Here is a 20888-nt window from a genome sequence, read left to right as displayed (position 1 = left end):
TGCATGCAGTACGCAGAACTTTTCTGCCAGAGTAATTTCTCGTTTCTCCAGGGCGCTTCCCATCCACAGGAACTGGTCAGCACCGCCGATCAACTCGGCTATAGCGCCATCGCCATCACCGATGAATGCTCCATGGCCGGCGTGGTGCGCGCCTACTCGGAACTGGAAAAGCTCAGGGCCAGGGGCAGCCGCCTGCAGCTGATCTGTGGCAGTTTGTTCCGCCTGCCGCAAGATCGACAGGAGCTGGTTTTGCTCGCTCCCGATAAAACGGCCTACAGCGAAATCTGCCAGCTGATTTCCACCTCCCGACTGCGCGCAGAAAAAGGGCAGTACCAGACTTATCTCCAAGATATTGTCAGCCTCTGCAGGCACGCGCTCTGCCTGTGGCTTCCAGGAGACGCCACGCTGGAAATACCCGCCGTGCTGAAACAGCATTTCGGCAAGCGCCTGTACATCGCCCTCAACCACCAGCTGTTACCCGGGGAAAACCCGCAACTTCAGCGATTGCTCGCATTTGCCAAGTCCCAGCAATTACCCATCGTGGGCACCAATGCGGTGCTGATGCACAACCGCAGTCGCAAACCGCTCCAGGATGTACTCAATGCGAATTTCCACAACTGCACGCTGGAACAGCTCGGCTATCGCCTGCAACAGAATGCGGAACGCTACCTGCGCACGCTGCCGGAGATTGCCGCGCTCTATCCCCGGGAGGCCATACAAAACACGCTGAAGATCAGCCGTGCATGCACTTTCAGTCTCAAGGAACTGCAATACCAGTACCCCTCTGAAGTCCTCGCCGCGGGCAAGGGCGCCAGTGAATATTTACGCGAGCTGGTGGAAACAGGCAGTGCAAAACGCTGGCCCCAAGGACCACAGGCGCATATCCGCCGGCAGATCGAAACCGAACTGGCGTTGATTGCCGAACTCAAATACGAGCACTATTTCCTCACGATTTACGATATCGTCCAGCACGCTCGCGACCGACATATCCTCTATCAAGGACGGGGCTCGGCGGCCAACTCCGTGGTGTGTTATTGCCTGTTTATTACCGAGATCGACCCGCACAAAATCGGCCTGCTGTTCGAGCGGTTTATCTCCCGCGAACGCAACGAGCCGCCGGATATCGACGTCGACTTTGAACACGAGCGGCGCGAAGAAATCATTCAATACATTTATCGGAAGTACGGTCGGGAGCGGGCCGGGCTCGCGGCGACAAAAATCACCTACCGGTTCAAAAGTGCCCTGCGGGACATCGGCAAGGCGCTGGGCCTAGGGGCGGCAACCATCGAGCGCCTCCAGGCCGGGCGCGCCTGGTGGGATACCCTGGAAGACTTTCCGCAGCAGATGCAGAAGGCCGGTATTCCTGCGAATGGCACCGCTGGCAGAATGCTGCCCACCCTGCTGGAGCAGATCTACGGCTTCCCACGGCACCTGTCACAGCATGTGGGCGGCTTCGTGATTACTGAACAGCCCCTGAGCCAACTGGTGCCGATCGAGAATGCGGCGATGGATGAGCGCACCATCGTGCAGTGGGACAAGGAAGATATTGAAGACCTGAAACTGATGAAGGTCGACATTCTCGCCCTGGGCATGCTAACCGCGCTGCGTAAATCCCTGACCTACATGGCCCTGTACGGACAGCGGATGCAATTGCGCGATATCCCCACGGAGGACCCCCGCGTCTATGGAATGATGTGCAAGGCTGACACCGTCGGCGTCTTCCAGATCGAGTCGCGTGCGCAGATGAGTATGCTGCCGCGACTGCAGCCGAGTACCTTTTACGAACTGGTGATCGAAATCGCCATCGTCCGCCCCGGTCCGATCCAGGGTGGCATGGTGCATCCCTACCTGCGCAGAAAGCAGAAGCAGGAACCGGTGAGCTATCCCCATGAAAACCTGCGTCCGGTACTGGAGCGGACATTGGGAGTTCCCATATTCCAGGAACAGGTGATCAAGCTGTCCATGGTGGCGGCAGGGTTCAGCGGCGGCCAGGCCGACGCCCTGCGCCGCGCCATGGCCAGCTGGGGAAAAAATGGCAACCTGCTGCAGTTTAAGGAAAAACTGGTAAACGGCATGTTGAAAAACGGTTACCAGCGCAATCTGGCAGAGCAGCTGTTCGAACAGATGAAGGGATTTGGCTCCTACGGCTTTCCGGAGTCCCACTCTGCCAGCTTTGCCCTGCTCGCGTATTTTTCTGCCTGGATCAAGTACCACCACCCGGCCGCTTTTTACTGCGGCCTGCTGAACAGCCAGCCCATGGGGTTTTATGCACCGGCACAACTGGTGTACGACGCCCAGCGCCACAACGTGAAAATATTGCCGCTGGATGTGAACCACAGCGGCTGGCACCACAGCCTGGTTATATCGGAGAAAAACAACGGTAACGGACAATCCAACCCTTCAGCTAGCCCCGCCATCCGCCTGGGAATGCGCCTGATAAAAGGACTCGCTGAGGAATCCGTGGACGCGATAGAAGCAGCAAGGGTACATGGCAACTTTCAATCTCTGGAGGCGTTCGCCCGGCGGGTCGATATTCCCTCCCAGCAAAGTGCCATCCTGGCCCACGCCAATTGTTTTTACAGCATTGCGGAGAACCGCTTCCACAGTACCTGGCAGGCGTTGAACAGTCAGCTGGAACACGCCGCACCCGCACAACATCAGCCAGAGACCAGCCAGGAAGACAATATCTACAGCGATTATCAAAGCACCGGCCTGACCCTGCGGGAGCACCCGATCATCCTGCTGCGCAAGCAGCGACGCTTTACCAACCTCACCCGCGCCTGCGACCTTGAAGGGCTGAGAGATGGCGACCGGATCAAGGTGCTCGGCCTGGTTACCTGCCGCCAGCGTCCGGGCAGCGCCGCCGGCGTGTTGTTTTTGACACTGGAGGATGAAACCGGAGTGATCAACGTGGTGCTGTGGAAACAGGTACAGGAGCGCTATCGCGCAGAAATTCTGCGCGGGAAAATTCTATTGATCGAGGGCAATCTGCAAATCAGTCGGGATGCGCGGCAACAGCAATATGCGGTCATCCACCTGATCGGCAAGAAACTCGACAGCCTCACCAACAAGGAAACTCAACATGTGCGGAGTTTCCACTGAGGAAAGCGGGAATAAAAAAGGCCCCAGCGAAGGGGCCTTTTTTCACGTAGCGCAAATTAGAATTCAGCGCTGGCTCTCAGGTACCAGAAGCCACCATTGAAACCAAACGGCGAAGTCAGTGACTGGCGCACACCGAGGAACTGCAGCGTCGGGTCAGCTTCGTCATCCGGGCGAACATCGAAAATATTCTCACCACCGAGGGAAAGCTTGTAGTTCTCCTTGAGGGTGATCGTGGTTTCGATATCAACCAGAATTTCACCGCCATAAGACGACGCATCGGAAGCATCACCCGGGCCAAACAGGCCGAAGGTGCTTTCCCAGCCGCTGTAGCGGTTGAACCGCAGGTAACCGTTGAACAGGTCACCGGAGTCGTAGTCGAACGTCAGGGTGGTGCGATCGCTGGGCACCTGGTTTTCCAGATCGAACACACGCGAAGCATTGATGGTATTGGGCGCAACTTTGGTCACGTCCTGCTTGTTGTGATTGTGGCGCAGGTCAACCACCAGCAAGCCACCGGCGAGGTCGAAGTCACTGGTCACTGCCAAGTCGATGCCCGACACATCGGAATCAAACGCGTTGACGAAATAGTTGGCGTTGCTGCCCTCCAACAATGCGGCATTGGCCACACCCGCATTTTCCAGCAACGTCACTTGCGCAGCACCAATCGTGTTGTTGCGCAGCGCCAGGCGGTCCTCGATTTCGATATTGTAGTAATCGATGGTCACGCTGGTGTTATCCAGCGGGCTCCATACCGCACCCAGGGTGAAGCTGGTGGACTCTTCCGGAGTCAACTCTTTGGCGCCCAGTGCCATGGCGACCGGGTGATTTACCGGATAAGTCCCATTGGGAATCAGGTTGCCATCGGAGTCGGAAGTGGTGGTTACGTTGAGAGTATTCACCTGCCCCGGGGTCGGTGCGCGGAAGCCGGTATTGGCGGTACCGCGCAGGGCAAAGTTTTCGGTAAAGTCGTAGCGCGCAGAAAGCTTCCAGTCGAAAGTGGAACCAAACTCTTCAAAGTTTTCAAAGCGCAATGCCGCACCCAGCAACAGCTTGTCGGTAACGTCTGCTTCCAGATCCACATAGGCCGCCGTGCTTACACTACTGTACTCACCGGCCGCCTCCGTCGGGAAGCCCTGGAAGCCATCGGAGCCGACACCGAATACCGCAGCGGTTGGTCCCACAGCGATAGAAGCCTCATCACCGGCACCAATTTTGTAGGTCTCGTCCCGCCATTCCATACCGAACGCCAGGTTCAGCGGCGTAGCGAAAGCTGCAACGTCGATTGGTTTAACAAAATCCGCATTGACGCTGGTTTCGGACTGGGTGAGCGTGCCTGGATTGAACGTCAGCGGAGAATTGATCCCCAGGCTCGGGTTGATGGAATTTTGCAGTACGTAGGAAACTTCATTCTCGGCACTGCGCGCACGCAGATCCCAGCTGATGCCATTGGACCACTCACCGCGGGCACCGACCACCGCCGAGAAATCGGTGATATCCGCACCAAACGCCGGGTTGTAGCCGCCCGGGAACTTGGTGTAGATGGGGTTGCGCAGTACAAAGCCGCTGTCGCTGCCGCTATCTGCAACCAGGTAATCGGCGGGGTTCAGACCTTGGGCGATAATATCGTCCACCAGCGACTGGGGCGCGTCGTCCGGAATAAAGTCTCCGTTCGCATCCTTCTGCAGGGTTTCACGGGCAGTGAACATCTCAGAGGGATCCAGTACCGGACCGCGATAGAAGAAGTCGGAAATGGTTTCGTTCTTGGAATAGCCCAGGTTGCCGTACAGCTCGGTGGTGTCGTTCAGTTCATAACCGGTGTTCACGAATAGCTTGAGTGCCTCCACTTCCGGGTCGCCCCAGCGCTGCCCAAGACCATCCAGCGGCACCTTGTCTGCACCTACCACGTCTCCGACCGCCAACGCATCCGGACGCGCACCACCGCGCCAGGTTTTGTCCGCGGTGGAATGTTCGATAGTGGCATTCAGGAAGCCCTGTTCACCCAGTGCAAAACCGCCGTTGGCAGCCAGGGTAGTGCGGGCGCCGTCGCCATCGAAGTACTCGCCGGTCTGCGCAGACAGAGCGAAGCCTTCAGCATCGTCTTTCAGGATCACGTTCACCACACCGGCAATGGCGTCGGAACCGTACTGGGCCGAGGCGCCATCGCGCAGCACCTCAACCCGCTCGATCGCCATGGATGGCAGCGCGGCAAAATCCACTGCCTGGGCGCCCTGGTTGGTGGTACCCAGCGGCGCCAGCTGCAGGTTTACCAGCGCAGAGCGATGGCGACGGGTACCGTTGACCAGTACCAGGGTCTGGTCCGGTGACAGGTTACGCAGGGTTACGGGACGGATAAACGCGGTGCCGTCGGCGATGGGGAAACGTTGGGTATTGAACGAGGGCGCCACCTTGGCCAGAGACTCGGTGAGATCAAAACTGCCCTGATCGGAAAACTTGTCGCCACCGAGTACGTCCACCGGTGACAGGGTCTCGGTAGGCGCTACCCCCTCTTTGCGGGTACCGGTGGTGATGACCTCTTCCATCACACCGTGATTTGTCGCAGGCGCTGGATCGGCTTCCTGTTGGGAAAACGCCAATGACGCCGGCAATGCGGTTGCCGCCGCAACCGCCAGGGTCAATGCCTTGATTCTGAATTCTCGCATAGTTATCCGTCCTATTATTTTTCTGAAATCGGGACCGATAGATCGCTTTTAGTCGTGTCACGAAAACTAACGTGACCCAATTTTCATTATTGTTTTCATATTCGAAGCCGCACCAGAGTAGGGCAAATTTTGAGATGCATCAATAAATGGTGCACAGAATGAATTAGACGCCAAAAAATAACAAAACCCCTGTAATCAATCTTGATCCAGGGGGATAGGCATATTGAGAAATATAAAAAGAAGAGACTTTTATCCGCAAAACAGGGGACTGTCAGCCAAAGTCCTGTTTTGCCATCCAGGGAATGATGCGTTCAAAGGCGCGCTCGATATTTTCGATGGAAGTGGCATAACTGAAGCGCAAGGCATTGCGGCTACTTTCACCGAAGGTATCCCCGGCGATGGTACAGACACCCGTTTCGCGCAAAAGGCGCAGGGCCACATTGTTGCCATTTACCCCTTCGGGAAGGGAGGGGAACATATAGAAAGCGCCTTCCGGCACATAGCCTTCCAGGAAAGGGGTCTCATCTACCAGCTCCACCAGGCGGTTGCGACGCTTTTTGTAGGTATTCACCACGTCGGTCACGAAACTGCGATCTCCCTTGAGCGCGGCCACGCCGCCCCACTGGCAGGGTGTATTGGCCACCGTGGTGGTGAACATGTGGTAACGGCGCAGTTTGCGGATAGCACCCTGGCTGGCAATGAGCCAGCCGACCCGCATGCCCGCCATACTGAACGTCTTGGAAAAGCTACTCATGACCATCACATGGTCCAGGTCCGAGCAGCACGACAGCACACTGGCGTAATCCCGGTCATCGTAGATCAGGTGGTCATACACCTCATCGCTAATCACGTAAATTCCGCGATATGCCGCTTCCTGCACGATGGTTTCCACCGTCTCCCGCGGATAAACCGTGCCCGTGGGATTACTGGGGGAATTGAGGATAATCGCGTGGGTATTGGTATCGATCGCATCGATCACTTCCTGCGGATCCAGCTGGTGATTGTTTTCCGCCCGGGTCGGAATATGTTTCACCTCGCCCCCGTTCATACGAATCAGCGGTGCATACAGCATGAACGAGGGATCGGGCACGATAAATTCACGGCCCGGTGCAGATACCGCGGTGAGCGCCAGATAAATGGCCTCGGTAGCACCGGTGGTGATCAGGATATTTTCAGGACTGATCGCACGCCCGGAGCGCTCTCCGTAATATTCCGCCAGTGCCTCCAGTAATTCCGGCAATCCCGCATCCATGGTGTACCCGGTCTGTCCCGCATTCAGCGCATCTACCGTGGCCTGTACCACATGGGGAGGGGTTGGCGCATCGGGCTGGCCAATAGACAGATGGATCACGTCGTCCATGGACGCGGCCATATTCACCATTTTGCGAATACCCGGCACGGGAATGGTAAGCAGCGCCGGGTTCCAGACCGGATCTTCCGATTCGTAAAAATCAAAATCCAGCCGGCTCATATACCCACTCCTGCGGTGGCAGTTTGTTCCGAACTCTCAAAAAAAAGTCCCGGCCGCTTGTCGGTAAGCGGCGCCGCCAGCTGATAAGCCTGGGCCGCGCGTAACACCGCCCGATCATCGAAGCGCGCACCGACAAGCTGCAGCCCAATGGGTAGCCCGGCACCGTCGAAACCACAGGGTACGGAAATGGCCGGTTGCCCGGTCATATTGAAAGGATAGGTAAATGGCGTCCACGACGGCCAGCGCGTGCTGGGCCAATCTTCCGGAACTTCGCGACCCGCGGTAAACGCCGTGATCGGCAGTGTCGGGGTCAACAGTAAATCGTATTTTTGATGGAAAGCCGCCATACGCTCGCACAGCGCCGCGCGCTCGTTGACCGCCTCCAGATAATCCAGCATGGAAAGCTGCGCGGCCTTCTCGGAAACCGCCACCAGCTGCGGATCCATCACCATACGTTGCTTCTTGCCGATATCGCGTAATGCATTGGCCGCACCGCCGTAAAACAGGTGGCCAAATGCCGCCAGCGGGTCGTCAAATCCCGGAGCAACCTCCGTAATCTCAGCACCGAGAGACTGCATCAGTTGTGCCGCCTTGCGCACGGTTTCTTCAACTTCGCGATCCACCTGCACATAGCCCAGGGTCGCACTGAAGGCAATCTTTACCCCCTTGAGCAACTGCTCTGGCTCTCCCTGGATTTCTGCGAGGTAGTCGATATTGCGCCGGGGAATGGCATTGGTATCGCGGTAGTCCGCTTCGCTGAGGACATTCATCAGCAATGCGCAGTCGGCCACGGTCCAGGTCATGGGACCGGCGTGGGCCAGGGTACCGAATGGACTCGCGGGCCAGTGCGGCACTTCGCCAAAACTGGGTTTGAGCCCCACAAGGCCACTAAACCCAGCGGGAATACGGATTGAGCCGCCGGCATCAGTACCGAGCGCGAGCGGCCCCATCCCGAGAGGCACGGCGGCAGCGCTGCCACCACTGGAACCGCCGGCGGTCTTGGAGGGATCCCAGGGATTGCAGGTAACACCATCGACAGGGTTGTCGGTAACCCCCTTCCAGCCAAACTCCGGGGTAGTGGTCTTGCCCAGGGGCACAGCGCCGTTTCGATTGAGTGCGGCAACACTCGGCGCTTCCTTGCCGAGCGTGGATTTTGGATCGATGGTTTTGGAGCCCTTGATGGTGGGCCACTGGGGAGTGAGGAATACATCCTTGATGGCAACGGGAACTCCGTCCAGCGCCCCGCGGATTTCTCCAGACTGGTAACGTTGCTCGGATTCCCGCGCATATGCGAGCGTGGTTTCTTCGTCGACCAGGTTATACGCATTGACAACCGGGTTACAGCGTTGAATCTGCTCCAGCATACTTTGCGTCGCTTCGACGGGAGAAAACTCCTTGTCCCGATAACCTTGTAAAAGCTCTAGCGCAGTCATACGAACGAAGTCATTCACGATCGCTTTTCTCCCTATTTTTTTAGATAGCTGTGCTTTCCCCCTATCCTAGACCTATTTCGCGCCTTATCGCGCTTTTCCCATAAAATACGGGTTGAACAGTACGCCCCGATTATCAAGACATCAGACAATCGGCTCTGGCATGGCGATACCGGTCTCATCGGCAAGCTTGTGCAGGTCCTCTACAATGGATGGGTACAGCTGTACGCCCTCCGCCAGTTGTGACTGCCGCAATCCCCAAGCGCGCTTGCCAGGAACACGCACCGGCTCATCGCCGTCGCTTTCGCAGGACTCCCACAACTGCAGTAACGCTGCTGTCTGCCTTAAAAATGCATTTTCCGCGCCAAATGCTCTCGGATCGATAATCTGCAGAAAAACCGAGTTGGCTTCATCGTCCTCGTCAACTTCATCTGCGCGACCGTATCCAGACAGTCCCATAGATAGAATTTCAAACATTGCCGACAATGCTGCGCCCTTGTAGCCATGATCAGCACCACCCACCGGCAGAATACTGCCACACTGTGCAAATGCCGCAGGATCATCGGATAAGTGTCCATCGGAGTCTTTCAAATACGGTTGCGAAAGTTTTTTTCCTTCACGCGCCGCGCGCGCTACGTAGCCACCGGCGGTAACCGACATACTGATATCAAACAGCAGCGGATAGTCCGTCGCCGGAGCGCAGAACGCTATGGGATTGGCGGAGAATAGCGGCGTCTTACTACCCTGCGGCGACACAGTGTGTTCCGCAGGTGTGGAACAGGTAAGGATTGCCACACAATTTTTTTCGATAATTTTTGGCAGATAGGCTGCAAGACAGGCGATGTGCTGGCTTCGCCTGACGGTTGCGGTAACCACGCCGTGTTCTTCAACACGTGACAGCGCCTCGTCGATTGCTCTGCTAATCACCCAGGGACCGGGAAGAAATTCTGCATCCCAATTAAAAATGTTTCCGCGATCTGCAAGTACGTGCGGCTCTCCACATATTCTGGAGGCGCCATTTCGTAACCAGCTGAGATTGCTGGCTACACGGTTGAGGCCATGGGTGGTAAATCCCATCAGATCGGCTTGCAAAAAGGTGTCCGCCATCACGTCCGCACGTTCGCGGGCAATGCCGGTGGAGACGAAGAGGTCACTGGCAAACTGTTTCAGCGCTTGTGCCTGGTATCGGGTGGACATGGAAATTCCTCTATCTTGACTTTCGGTTCTCGGGCTCAGTGGTCGGAAACCTTGCCCCGCATAGATTTGATCTGTCCGCGGCGGGTCTTATGCTTTAGTCGGCGCTCTTTGGAGCCGCGAGTTGGTTTTGTCGGCACGCGCTTTTTAGGGGTTTTAAGCACACTGGCGATCAGCGCCTGTAGCCGCGCCAGCGCATCTTCCCGGTTTTTTTCCTGGGTGCGAAAGCGCTGGGCCTTGATCACTACAACACCGTCGGCAGTGATACGCTGGTCTCGCAAAGCTAGCACACGCTGCTTTATTTCCTGCGGCAGAGTGGAAGCCGCAATATCAAAACGCAGGTGGATCGCGCTGGATACTTTATTGACGTTCTGGCCACCGGCACCCTGCGCACGCACAGCACTGAATTCAATCTCAGACTCAGGCAGCTGGATCTGGTTAGAAATAATCAACATGAAAAGTTCTCTGGATATTCGTACAAAGCCTAACCCGATCCATCGGCTATGCTCAAATTGTGCGGCGTGAATTTCGCCCAGATACAGCTTACCTGCACACTGTGTAAACAGACTGAACAATCAGCAACTCCGGGAAACTCTGCGGATGGAACAACCCAAGCATTCAGACCAGGCCCACTTCAATCCACCGGTTTTTTACGCCGCGACCGCAGCCCTTCTACTGATGGTCGCCTACGCGGTGCTGGCACCGGACCACGCAACCAGTACCTTCAAGGCGTTGCAATCCTGGGTTGTCGTGCACATGAGCTGGTATTACGTCTTGGTAGTGGCGATCATCCTGATCGGTACAATCATGATTGCCTTTTCGAAGTTTGGGGAAATCAAAATGGGCCCGGAGCATGCGGAGCCCGATTACGATTACCTTTCCTGGTTCGCAATGCTGTTTTCCGCGGGTATGGGTATCGGTTTGCTGTTTTTCGGTGTCGCCGAACCGGTCATGCATTATCTGCAACCACCGGTGGGGGAAACCGGTACCGTCGAGGCTGCACGGGAAGCCATGGTACTCACTTTTTTCCACTGGGGTTTCCACGCCTGGGCGATCTACGCCATTGTGGCCCTGATCCTTGCCTATTTCAGCTATCGTCACAAACTGCCGTTGACCCTGCGCTCGGCACTCTACCCGATGATAGGAGAGCGTATCTACGGGCCCATCGGACACGCCGTCGATGTGTTCGCGATTGTCGGTACCGTCTGCGGTGTCGCAACCACTCTGGGCTACGGTGTACTGCAGATCAACTCCGGTCTGAATCACCTGTTCGGCCTACCCGTAGGACCGGGTGTCCAGGTCGTACTGATTATTGTCACCACCATTCTGGCAACCATCTCGGTGGTACTCGGCCTGGATGCGGGCATCAAACGCCTTTCACAGATCAACATGACACTCGCTGGGATCCTGCTGGTCATGGTGCTGCTGCTCGGCAGTACCGTCTACCTGTTGCAAGCGTTTGTACAGAATTTTGGCAGTTACATGTCCGAAATCGTAAGCAAAACCTTCAACCTGTTTGCCTACAAGCCCACGGACTGGCTGGGTGGCTGGACCATCCTGTACTGGGGTTGGTGGATGTCATGGTCGCCATTTGTAGGGTTGTTTATCGCGCGTATTTCACGCGGGCGTACCATTCGGGAATTCGTGGTCGGCGCTATGATGGTGCCGGCACTGGTCACCATGCTGTGGATGACCTTCTTCGGCAATTCAGCCATCCATATGATTCTGGACGAGGGCCTCACACAACTGGGAGAGATCGTTGCCAAGGATCAGTCGGTTGCCCTGTTCCAGTTCCTCGAACAGTTTCCGTTTTCCTCGGTATTCTCGTTTGTCGCGGTGATCATGGTGGTGGTGTTCTTTGTCACCTCTGCAGACTCCGGCGCACTGGTGGTCAATATGCTGTCTTCCCACGGGCGCGATGACACGCCCCTGTGGCAGAGAATCTTCTGGTGTTTCCTGATCGGCGTGGTTGCCATTGCCCTGCTGCTGGCCGGTGGCCTGGGCTCCCTGCAAACTGCAGTCATCACCAGTGCGCTGCCATTTTCCGCCATTCTGCTTGTTGCCATGTACGGGCTAATCGCGGCATTGCGCACGGAAACGGTCAAGCGGATTACCCAGTCGGCCATCGTTGCGCCTATCAGTGCGCGCAACCCGGTAGTGTGGCAGCGACGCCTGAAAAATGCCCTGCAACTGCCCTCACTTGAGGAGGTGCGCGAGTACATCAGCAATACCGGCAAACCCGCTCTGGAAGAGTTTGCCGAGGAAATGCGCAAGAACGGTTACGAGGCCACGGTAACGGAGCGGGAAAACAAGTTCGTGCAAATTGAAGTATTCCAGGGAGAGGAGGTCAGTTTTGTCTACGGCCTCCACCCGAAGGCCACTATCAAGCCCGATGCCAGTAATCCGGAACAGGAGCTGGACGATAACTTCGATGATGGCTCACCCGATAAGTACTTCCGCGCCGATGTGCATCTCTTCGAAGGTGGCCAGGATTATGATGTCATGGGCTGGACTTCGGAACAGTTGCTGACGGACATGGTGTCGCAATACGAGCGACACCTGCAGTTCCTGCATACGCTGCGGTAGGGTCGATCCACTTATACCGTGTTAGCGTGCTGTGGGGCACTGCCACTCAGTGGGAATACCCGCCAAATCGCCAATGCCAACCATCCCACGGTTGGCATTTTCGCGTTACCTGTTTCAGAAATACCCGCACAAAACTTTGTGACCAGCCGGGCACAATTAGTTTCGACTTTCCGTTCACTCTCCAATTTTCGTCGGTTAATATCGGACGGATCCCGGTTATTCCGGGACTTTTAGCGACATAACAATAACGACGCGCGCACCAGGCAAACATCAATAACAGGCGGCCCCACGGCCACCAACAATCCAGTGCGCAGCGATGAAAGGAGAAACACATGCCCAACGCCAAGCGCAGCCTGGCGGCAGCCATTGCCCTCGCCTCTCTGACATGCGGTCTGAACAGCACCGCTTACGCGGAAGACTCCCCCTTTTCACAGGTGATCGCCTTCGGCGACAGCCTCACCGACGTGGGCAATGCCGGCGTTTTCACCAGTGGTGAAGACAAGCAGGCAGCCATCAGCCTGATGTCACAGAACCTCGGCCTCGGCCCGGTTACCCCCTCCTGCGCCGGTATGTACCTGTGTCTGCCGGATGTCGATCCCTCACTACCGGAAGACCAGATGCTCGCCTCGGCACAGGCGCAGGTGCGCGCGTCGCTTCCCAACGTGGGCGGCGGCTGGGCCGTGGGTGGTCACCGCGCGGCAGACGTGTTACTGAATATTCTCGGCACCCGCGGGTATATGAATTACCTGGCAGAACAGGGGCTCACCCTCGACACCAACGCGCACAACTTTGCCAGCGCCCTGTTGCCGGACCCCACCCGCACCACCAGCACCGGGCTTTACGCCGACCTGAACCTGCTAGGCCTGTTACTGCAGGGGCCCGCCGCGGTGGCCGAGCTCCGTGCCGCCGCCGAGCAGGCGGAAGCTGCCGGTGATTCCACCACTGCAGCACAGCTCACCGCACAGGCCGATGGTCTGCAGGCACAGATTGATGCCGCACCCGCAATGATCGTTGCCGACTCTGGTATTACCGGCAATCCCCATCCCCTGGGGCTCGGCTACCTGGAAGCCAGCAGCGGCCGCGCGGACGGCAAGGCGCTCTACTGGGTAAATGGCGGCGGCAATGACCTGCTCGCCGGGTTTACCGCAACCCTGAGCGGCAGTATCACCGCGCAACAGTTCGCCACGCAGACGGGGCTCGCCGCGAACATGCTCGCCGACGGCGCACAGGCCCTGTCCGATGCCGGGGCCAATTACATACTGGTCGCCAACGTGCCGGATATCAGCCAAACCCCGGGTATGTACGCCGCGGTCAGCCGGGCCGTTGCTGCGAGTCCGGAAGCCGCACAGCTTGCCGACGCCGTGGCCGCAGGCCTCATCACGCAGGACGAGGCCAACGCCCAGCTGGCAGCAGCAATCGACAGCACCCTCGCCCAGGCCAGCGGGGCGGTAACCCTGTTCAACAACACGCTGCTCTCCGATGCCGGAAACATCGATGGCGTGCTGATGGTGGATATGCAGGGCATCCTCAAGGTCTCCCTCGACAATGCCGCGGCACTGGGCTTTTCCAGCGAGTTTGACCAGAGCACCCTGTGTTACGAAGGCGGCAGCTGTATCGAACACCCAGTATATGGCAAAAATGGTAGTGCGCCCGATGCCGACCAGTTGATTTTCAATGATGCGGTACATCCCACCCAGGCCGCACAGCGGTTGCTGGGGGATTACTACACGGCGGTGGTCAATGCCGCGCAGATTGCCGGCCAGCTCCCCGACATGGGCGTGCAGGCATCCCGCAGCCATGTAACCGCACTGGAAGAAGGATTTGTCGGCACGCGCTACCGCACTGCAGAAACCGGCGTATTTGTCAGCGGTGTTTTCGGCAATAGCGATTACGACAACAGCTTTGCCCTGGCAGCGAGCGGCGATGCCAGCGGCAGCCTGATCGGTGCCGGCTATGCACTGCGCGACAACTGGCAACTGGGTTTTGCGGTGAGTCGTTCCGATCTGTCCCTCGACAATAGCCAGAGCAATGTGGACTCCACTTCCACCAACTACAGCCTCTACACCCGCTTCCACTACAACGAGTTCTTTGTCGACGCCAGCGCGACGGTGACCGATGTGGATTACGATCGTATCGGCCGTCAATTACAGCTGGGTGACCAGTTCCGCGATACTCTGGAAGGCCAGACCAGTGGCGAAAACACCACACTGGACCTGACCGGCGGTATCAATATCTCCGGTGGCGAATCCCGCTACGGGCCCTTCGCCGGCGTGACCAGGGTAACTGCGGACGTGGATGGCTACAGTGAGGATGCACTGGACGGGTTTACCTATACCGGTGCCGATGGCAGCCAGCTGGATCCGTTCGGAATGAACTTTGGCAGCCAGGAACGACGCTACACCACCATGCGCATCGGCGCTTTTGCCGACAAAACCTGGGGTAATGTGAACGCCTACGCACAGCTGTGGTATGAAGACACCACCGGAACCGAAAACGATTCCCTGGAAGTGGGCGTCAAATCCATGACCGGCAACATGAACGCCATGCCGAGCTACGCCAGTAAGGACATGGGCCTGTTCGAAGACGGTGCCGGCGCACTGGTAGGCCTGCGCTGGCAGGCGGCAGATGCCATTGCAGTAAGCGCCAACCTCACCTCGCGACCGAGCTCTGAACACGGTTCGCTCAACGTGACCTATCGCTTCTGATTGTCACGGTAATCAGCTAGCGGCTATGTCCACTTCACGCCCACTTCGGTGGGCGTTTTTATTTCCAGCCACTATTTTTTCCAACCGCTATAGCGCACCTAACGGTGTACACTCCGTCTTTCCGTTTCAACCAGTACACCATTCATGTACCTGATCCATACACCGCGCCTGAGACTGCGCGAACTGAACGATAGTGACGCTGATGCGCAGTTTACCCTGGCACTGGTAAACGACCCGAGCTTTCACCGGTTTATCGGCGACCGCGGCGTGCGCACTGTGGAAGATGCCCGCAGCTATATCGAGCGAGGGCCCAGAGCCATGTACCGCACCCAGGGTTTCGGTATGTACCGGGTAGAACTGGAGGATGGGACGCCGGTAGGCCAGTGCGGATTGATCCGGCGCGATGGGCTGGACGATGTGGATATCGGTTTCGCTTTTCTGCCCGCCTATCGCGGCTGCGGCTACGCGTTCGAAGCGGCTTCTGCAGTCATGCAATGGGGAAAGCATACGCTCGGTCTGGAACGTATCGTCGCCATCGTATCCCCGGAAAACCAGGACTCTATTCGCCTGCTGGAAAAACTCGGCCTGCGCTACGAGAGAGACGTCACCCTACCCGGCGATAACAACGCCATTTTACTGATGGGCTGGCAAGCGCGGGAGGATTGACCTCGTCCGTAACGCCTGAGATTTACGTGAAGCTTAAAGACGCGGTGCTGTGAAAAAATTGCTGCGCACAAAAAAAGCCGCAACCGGTCACCCGGCTGCGGCTTTTAAATTTACACAGAATCCGTCAGTGTGCGCTGGCCTGGCCGGCACCCTGCGGGAAGCGGATGCTCTCCACCATCTCCTGCACGTCACTGGGGGCCTCGCGGGTGAATTTAGCCACTGCGATAGCTACCGCGAAGTTGATGATCATACCCAGGGTACCAATGCCTTCCGGTGAAATACCGAACCACCAGTTATCCGCGGTGTTAGCCGCCGGGTTAATGAATTTGAAGTACACGATATAGGCCGCGGTAAACAGGATACCGGACAGCATCCCCGCAATCGCCCCTTCCTTGTTCATGCGCTTGGAGAAGATCCCCATGATGATCGCCGGGAAGAACGACGATGCCGCGAGCCCGAAGGCAAAGGCGACCACCTGCGCCACAAAGCCCGGTGGATTGACCCCGAGATAACCGGCAATACAGATCGCCACTGCCGCCGCAGACCGCGCATACAACAGCTCCTGCTTCTCGGTAATGCGAGGCATCAGGTTACGCTTCAGCAGATCGTGGGATACCGAGGTGGAAATCACCAGCAACAAGCCCGCCGAAGTGGACAGCGCCGCCGCCACACCACCGGCAGCCACCAGAGCGATCACCCACGCGGGAAGATCCGCGATTTCCGGGTTGGCCAGCACCATGATGTCGCGGTCCACGGACATTTCATTGCGCTCGTCACCGGAGTAGAACATCTTGCCGTCGGCATTCTTGTCTTCCCAGGAAATCAGGCCAGTCTCTTCCCAGTTGCTGATCCAGCTGGGTGCTTCCGCATGGGCGGTACCCTGGCCTTCCGGACCGTTGATGGTGTCGATCATGTTCACCCGCGCAAAGGTGGCAATAGCCGGCGCGGTGGTGTACAGCAGCGCAATAAACAGCAGCGCCCAGCCCGCAGATTTTCGCGCGTCGCGCACCTTCGGTACGGTGAAGAAGCGCACGATCACATGCGGCAGACCAGCGGTACCCACCATCAGTGCAGCGGTAATAAAGAACACATCGATGGTACTTTTTGTGCCCGAGGTATATTCCGCAAACCCGAGCTCAGTTGAAAGTCCATCGAGTTTATCCAGCAGATAGGTACCGTCAGACAGCATGCCACCAAAGCCGGTTTGCGGCAGCACGTGACCGGTCATCATGATGGAGATAAAAATCGCCGGTACCATGTAGGCAAAAATCAGCACGCAGTACTGGGCGACCTGGGTATAGGTGATGCCTTTCATGCCACCGAGCACCGCGTAGAAAAATACCACGCCCATGCCGATGACCACGCCGGTGACAATATCCACCTCCAGGAAACGGGAGAACACCACACCGACGCCGCGCATCTGCCCTGCCACATAGGTAAAGCACACGAAGATCGCACAGATCACCGCAACAGTACGCGCCGCCTGGGAGTAGTAACGGTCACCGATAAAGTCCGGCACAGTGAACTTGCCAAATTTGCGCAGGTACGGCGCGAGACACAGGGCCAGCAGCACGTAACCGCCAGTCCAGCCCAGCAGATACACGGTACCGTCGTATCCCATAAAGGAAATCAGGCCGGCCATGGAAATAAACGAGGCTGCGGACATCCAGTCCGCCGCCGTGGCCATGCCATTGGCCACGGGGTGCACACCGCCACCGGCCACGTAGAAGTCGTTGGTGGAGCCGGCGCGTGCCCAGATGGCAATGCCGATATACAGCAGGAAAGTCGCTCCGACGATCAGGAAAGTAAGAGTTTGTACATCCATGGTCAGTGACCTCCCTGCAGCTGCTGCGCTTCGCCGGCAACGTCGGATTTACCCGCAGTCTCGGCCACATCATCGTCTTCGTACACGTCGTACTTGTGGTCCAGCTGATTCATCTTGTAGACGTAGACAAAAATCAGGGCCAGAAACACGTAGATGGCGCCCTGCTGGGCAAACCAGAAGCCGAGCTTGAAACCACCCATGCGAATCTGGTTCAACTCATCGACAAACAAGATCCCGCAGCCAAAGGACACCACAAACCAGATCACCAGCAGGGTGAACATCAACTTCAGGTTTTCTCGCCAGTAATCACTGGCGAGCTGTTTATTTTTGAAACTCATCGTTTTCTCTCCTCAATTATTCTGGAATTATCGGATTGACGTTGAATCTGTGGTGCACCACTGGAGTACATCCCAGTTCAGAATACATATTTCACGGACAGTTGCATGCGCTGCATGTCCCCCTCGTCATCAACCAGCAGGCCGCTGGCATTCTCAACCTCCTTTTTGGCAAAGATGTACTCGCCCCCCAGGGTCATCTTGGGTACCGGTGAATACATCAAATTCAGTTGCAAGCTCTGATAAGAAGACGGCGTAGTGTCGACAACCAGCCCCGGGTTATCCGCCTCCGTGGCGGAGAGCACCAGGTTGCTGCGCCACTGCTCGCTCCAGAAATGGCGCAGGGCCACAAAGCCACCGTGCTGATCAATTAGCTCTATATCTCCATCGACAGGGTCGATAATGCCGGCGCGATAACTGTTCAGGCCCAGATAGCGGCCGAGCGCATTACCATAGCTGTACATAAAGCGCAGGTCGTCGCGCCCCAGCTGCCATTTGCCGGAGAGACTGATGGCGTACCCCTGCTCTGATTCAGAGATATCCGCACCCTCGTAGGCCAGTTCCCGGCTCATGGAGGCAACGGAGTAACTGAGATCTCCAATGCTGTTGTTGTAGCGCAGGATCAGGTCCGGACGGCTGTTGTCGTCGTAGGGGTTTTCGGCCCCGTTGTAGAGGGTAGTCGCCGGGTTTTCTGCGGCGAATTGCAGGCTTCCGCTGCCGATGCCCTGGGTATAGCGAACCTGCGGCTGGCGTTCAAAAATGGTCCCTACCGGGCCGACAAAGTCCAATCCCTCAGGCAGTGCGCCCACATTGAAAAATGTCGACCAGGACTGTCCTGCAAGTAGTGAGCGGTCGCCATCGATTTTCCAGTCTACATAGGCGTGGCGCAGCCGCTGGGCGTAGGAGTTACTGATACGCTCATCGCCCTGGGCACCGGCCATCGCATCGATCTCGATATGGGTATTCACGCTGCCCGCGCCCATTTCGGTGGACGACTTGAAAAACAGCCGGGTAGATTTTGCATGGGCGTTGTAGTGCACATCACCACTCTCGCCCCTTTCCAAACCACCAACAGGGATGGTGGACGGCACCAGGAAGTCTTCGCCAATGGCTGCAGTAGCGCCACTGCCATCGGAATAGTCACTGAAGATACTGTCCAGTTTGACGTAGCCGCCTATCTGGATATTCGTGTTGCCGAATGTGGGGGACTTGGCCGGTTCCGGGTTTTCAATTTCAACCGGGCGCGCGGCGAGCGCGTCCACCTGTGCCTGTAACTCGGCGATCCGCTGCTGCAATTGCGCTGCAGTCACCTCCTCCGTTTCCGCTGCCAGGGTGGGTAGCGTATTCACCATCGCTGCCAATGCCGCAGCACCGGCCAGTTTGCGGTTTTTTATTATTTTCACCGTCATCACTATTGTCCTTGCCGTTGTTTGCCATTTGGGGATAACACAGGTCCTAGCAAACAACGTCATGGAAAATCGGGGTATTAACCATTGGTCTAAATCGGGGGTCCAATTAGACCAATGTCTATGCCTGAGAATACTACCCGGCGCGCGCTACCACTGCCTTTCGACTTTTGTCTAATACGTGCTGTTGTGGGCGTGGTGACAAAATACCCTCAACAATCGAAACACCAATAAATACAGCATCGATGAGAGGGCCGGTCCGTGACCAGTACAAGTGAAACCTACCCCGTACCCAATGCCTACGCCGCCAACACCCTGTTGGACGAAGCGCGCTATTTCGAGCTTTACAACCGCTCCATTGAAGACAACGACGGCTTCTGGCGCGAGCAGGCACAGCGCATCGACTGGATTGAGCCTTTCAGTCAGGTAAAAGATGTATCTTTCGCCAAAGACGACCTGCACATCCGCTGGTTTGCCGATGGCAAGCTGAACGTGGCCGCCAACTGTCTCGACCGCCACCTGGCGGAACACGGCGACACGACTGCCATCCTGTGGGTGGGCGATGAACCGGGCACTTCCCGTGAGATCAGTTACCGCGAGCTGCACCGGGACGTATGCCGTTTTGCCAACGGCCTGAAAAGTCTCGGGGTCCAGAAAGGCGATGTGGTGACCATATACATGCCGATGATCCCCGAGGCCGCTGTGGCCATGCTCGCTTGCGCGCGCATCGGCGCCGTGCACTCGGTGGTATTTGCCGGCTTTTCGCCGGAGGCCCTTGCCGGGCGTATGGATGACGGCAAATCCCGCACCCTGATTACCGCCAATGCCGGCCGTCGCGGCGGCCGCTCGGTACCACTGAAGCAGAATGTGGACCGGGCAGTAGCCCTGTGTGAAGAAACCACCGTAGAAAATGTGGTGGTCGTCAATTACACCGACGATGCGTCAGACTGGAACCCGGCGGTAGATCGCGATTACGCGGAACTGGTGGCGGCCCAGAGTGACGACTGCCCTGCAGAAGTGCTGGATGCGGAAGATCCGCTGTTTATCCTCTATACCTCCGGCTCTACCGGTAAGCCCAAGGGCGTGCTGCACACCAACGGCGGCTATATTACCTACGCTTCCATCACCCATGAGTACGTATTCGATTACCGCCGCGGCGAACGTTACTGGTGTGCGGCGGATATCGGCTGGATCACCGGCCACAGCTATATCGTTTACGGCCCGCTGGCCAACGGCGCCACCACCGTGATGTACGAGGGCGTACCCCACTACCCGGATGTCACCCGGGTGGCGCAGATCATCGACGATCACCAGATCAATATTCTTTACATCGCGCCCACTGCCATCCGCGCCCTGATGGCCGAGGGCAACAAACCGGTGGCCGGCGCCAGCTTGCAGAGCCTGCGCCTGCTCGGCACCGTAGGCGAACCGATCAACCCCGAAGCGTGGAAGTGGTACCACCGCACCTTCGGACGCGGCCAGTGTCCGATTGTGGATACCTGGTGGCA

At 57.3% G+C, this 20888-nt stretch carries 13 protein-coding genes; 5 read left to right on the top strand and 8 right to left on the bottom strand.

Annotated elements, in window-relative coordinates:
* Positions 1 to 3 precede the first annotated feature (3 nt).
* Complete coding sequence (locus tag B4U49_RS08060) at positions 4 to 3102, top strand: error-prone DNA polymerase (RefSeq protein ID WP_078084065.1); 3099 nt, start codon at positions 4 to 6, stop codon at positions 3100 to 3102.
* A 56-nt stretch (positions 3103 to 3158) separates the two neighbouring features.
* On the opposite strand, the gene B4U49_RS08055 is transcribed toward B4U49_RS08060, so the two are convergent.
* The 5 genes from B4U49_RS08055 to arfB all read right to left on the bottom strand — a co-directional run bounded on the left by B4U49_RS08055 (position 3159) and on the right by arfB (position 10312).
* The gene (locus tag B4U49_RS08055; protein ID WP_078084064.1) at positions 3159 to 5762 is read right to left on the bottom strand and encodes a TonB-dependent receptor plug domain-containing protein; all 2604 of its coding nucleotides are present in this window, start codon (positions 5760 to 5762) and stop codon (positions 3159 to 3161) included.
* Between the two features lie 271 nt (positions 5763 to 6033).
* Complete coding sequence (locus B4U49_RS08050) at positions 6034 to 7233, bottom strand: pyridoxal phosphate-dependent aminotransferase (RefSeq protein WP_078084063.1); 1200 nt, start codon at positions 7231 to 7233, stop codon at positions 6034 to 6036.
* Entirely contained in the window at positions 7230 to 8684 is a 1455-nt protein-coding gene (locus B4U49_RS08045) for an amidase (RefSeq protein ID WP_078084062.1), read from the bottom strand. Before B4U49_RS08045 ends, B4U49_RS08050 begins: the two co-directional genes overlap by 4 nt.
* A 123-nt stretch (positions 8685 to 8807) precedes the next feature.
* Positions 8808 to 9860 carry an Ldh family oxidoreductase gene (locus B4U49_RS08040; RefSeq protein ID WP_078084061.1) on the bottom strand — a complete coding sequence of 351 codons (1053 nt, stop codon included), beginning with the start codon at positions 9858 to 9860 and terminating at the stop codon, positions 8808 to 8810.
* Between the two features lie 35 nt (positions 9861 to 9895).
* Positions 9896 to 10312: an alternative ribosome rescue aminoacyl-tRNA hydrolase ArfB gene (gene arfB, locus B4U49_RS08035; RefSeq protein ID WP_078084060.1), complete on the bottom strand. Its 417-nt coding sequence runs from the start codon at positions 10310 to 10312 to the stop codon at positions 9896 to 9898.
* A 145-nt stretch (positions 10313 to 10457) separates the two neighbouring features.
* On the opposite strand from arfB, the gene B4U49_RS08030 reads away from it, so the two are divergent.
* From B4U49_RS08030 to B4U49_RS08020, 3 genes are all read left to right on the top strand, one after another.
* Positions 10458 to 12443: a BCCT family transporter gene (locus B4U49_RS08030; protein WP_078084059.1), complete on the top strand. Its 1986-nt coding sequence runs from the start codon at positions 10458 to 10460 to the stop codon at positions 12441 to 12443.
* 332 nt (positions 12444 to 12775) lie between these two features.
* Complete coding sequence (locus B4U49_RS08025) at positions 12776 to 15148, top strand: autotransporter outer membrane beta-barrel domain-containing protein (protein ID WP_078084058.1); 2373 nt, start codon at positions 12776 to 12778, stop codon at positions 15146 to 15148.
* A gap of 144 nt (positions 15149 to 15292) precedes the next feature.
* The gene (locus B4U49_RS08020) at positions 15293 to 15814 is read left to right on the top strand and encodes a GNAT family N-acetyltransferase (RefSeq protein ID WP_078084057.1); all 522 of its coding nucleotides are present in this window, start codon (positions 15293 to 15295) and stop codon (positions 15812 to 15814) included.
* A gap of 124 nt (positions 15815 to 15938) precedes the next feature.
* Here the strand turns inward: B4U49_RS08020 and B4U49_RS08015 are convergent, their stop codons facing one another.
* The 3 genes from B4U49_RS08015 to B4U49_RS08005 form a co-directional block, all read right to left on the bottom strand.
* Complete coding sequence (locus tag B4U49_RS08015; protein WP_078084056.1) at positions 15939 to 17639, bottom strand: sodium:solute symporter family protein; 1701 nt, start codon at positions 17637 to 17639, stop codon at positions 15939 to 15941.
* A gap of 2 nt (positions 17640 to 17641) precedes the next feature.
* A complete protein-coding gene (locus B4U49_RS08010) occupies positions 17642 to 17977 on the bottom strand; it encodes a DUF4212 domain-containing protein (RefSeq protein WP_078084055.1) in 336 nt (111 codons plus the stop codon).
* Positions 17978 to 18054: 77 nt separating this feature from the next.
* A complete protein-coding gene (locus tag B4U49_RS08005; RefSeq protein WP_204903015.1) occupies positions 18055 to 19383 on the bottom strand; it encodes a DcaP family trimeric outer membrane transporter in 1329 nt (442 codons plus the stop codon).
* Between the two features lie 258 nt (positions 19384 to 19641).
* Here B4U49_RS08005 and B4U49_RS08000 point away from each other — a divergent pair.
* The coding region (locus tag B4U49_RS08000) for an AMP-binding protein (RefSeq protein ID WP_143735590.1) at positions 19642 to 20888 on the top strand (1247 nt) is incomplete at its 3' end.

It is taken from the genome of Microbulbifer mangrovi, assembly GCF_002009015.1.
GTDB classification, from domain to species: domain Bacteria; phylum Pseudomonadota; class Gammaproteobacteria; order Pseudomonadales; family Cellvibrionaceae; genus Microbulbifer; species Microbulbifer mangrovi.
The sequence above is the reverse complement of the archived record's forward strand: the minus strand, read 5'-3'. Positions and strand labels throughout refer to the sequence as shown.

Bases quoted from the DNA above. Each gene is read 5' to 3' on its own strand.
- B4U49_RS08030 (WP_078084059.1), top strand. From the start codon at position 10,458: ATGGAACAACCCAAGCATTCAGACCAGGCCCACTTCAATCCACCGGTT.
- arfB (WP_078084060.1), bottom strand. From the start codon at position 10,312: ATGTTGATTATTTCTAACCAGATCCAGCTGCCTGAGTCTGAGATTGAA.
- B4U49_RS08010 (WP_078084055.1), bottom strand. From the start codon at position 17,977: ATGAGTTTCAAAAATAAACAGCTCGCCAGTGATTACTGGCGAGAAAAC.
- B4U49_RS08060 (WP_078084065.1), top strand. From the start codon at position 4: ATGCAGTACGCAGAACTTTTCTGCCAGAGTAATTTCTCGTTTCTCCAG.
- B4U49_RS08005 (WP_204903015.1), bottom strand. From the start codon at position 19,383: ATGACGGTGAAAATAATAAAAAACCGCAAACTGGCCGGTGCTGCGGCA.
- B4U49_RS08020 (WP_078084057.1), top strand. From the start codon at position 15,293: ATGTACCTGATCCATACACCGCGCCTGAGACTGCGCGAACTGAACGAT.
- B4U49_RS08015 (WP_078084056.1), bottom strand. From the start codon at position 17,639: ATGGATGTACAAACTCTTACTTTCCTGATCGTCGGAGCGACTTTCCTG.
- B4U49_RS08050 (WP_078084063.1), bottom strand. From the start codon at position 7,233: ATGAGCCGGCTGGATTTTGATTTTTACGAATCGGAAGATCCGGTCTGG.
- B4U49_RS08025 (WP_078084058.1), top strand. From the start codon at position 12,776: ATGCCCAACGCCAAGCGCAGCCTGGCGGCAGCCATTGCCCTCGCCTCT.
- B4U49_RS08055 (WP_078084064.1), bottom strand. From the start codon at position 5,762: ATGCGAGAATTCAGAATCAAGGCATTGACCCTGGCGGTTGCGGCGGCA.
- B4U49_RS08040 (WP_078084061.1), bottom strand. From the start codon at position 9,860: ATGTCCACCCGATACCAGGCACAAGCGCTGAAACAGTTTGCCAGTGAC.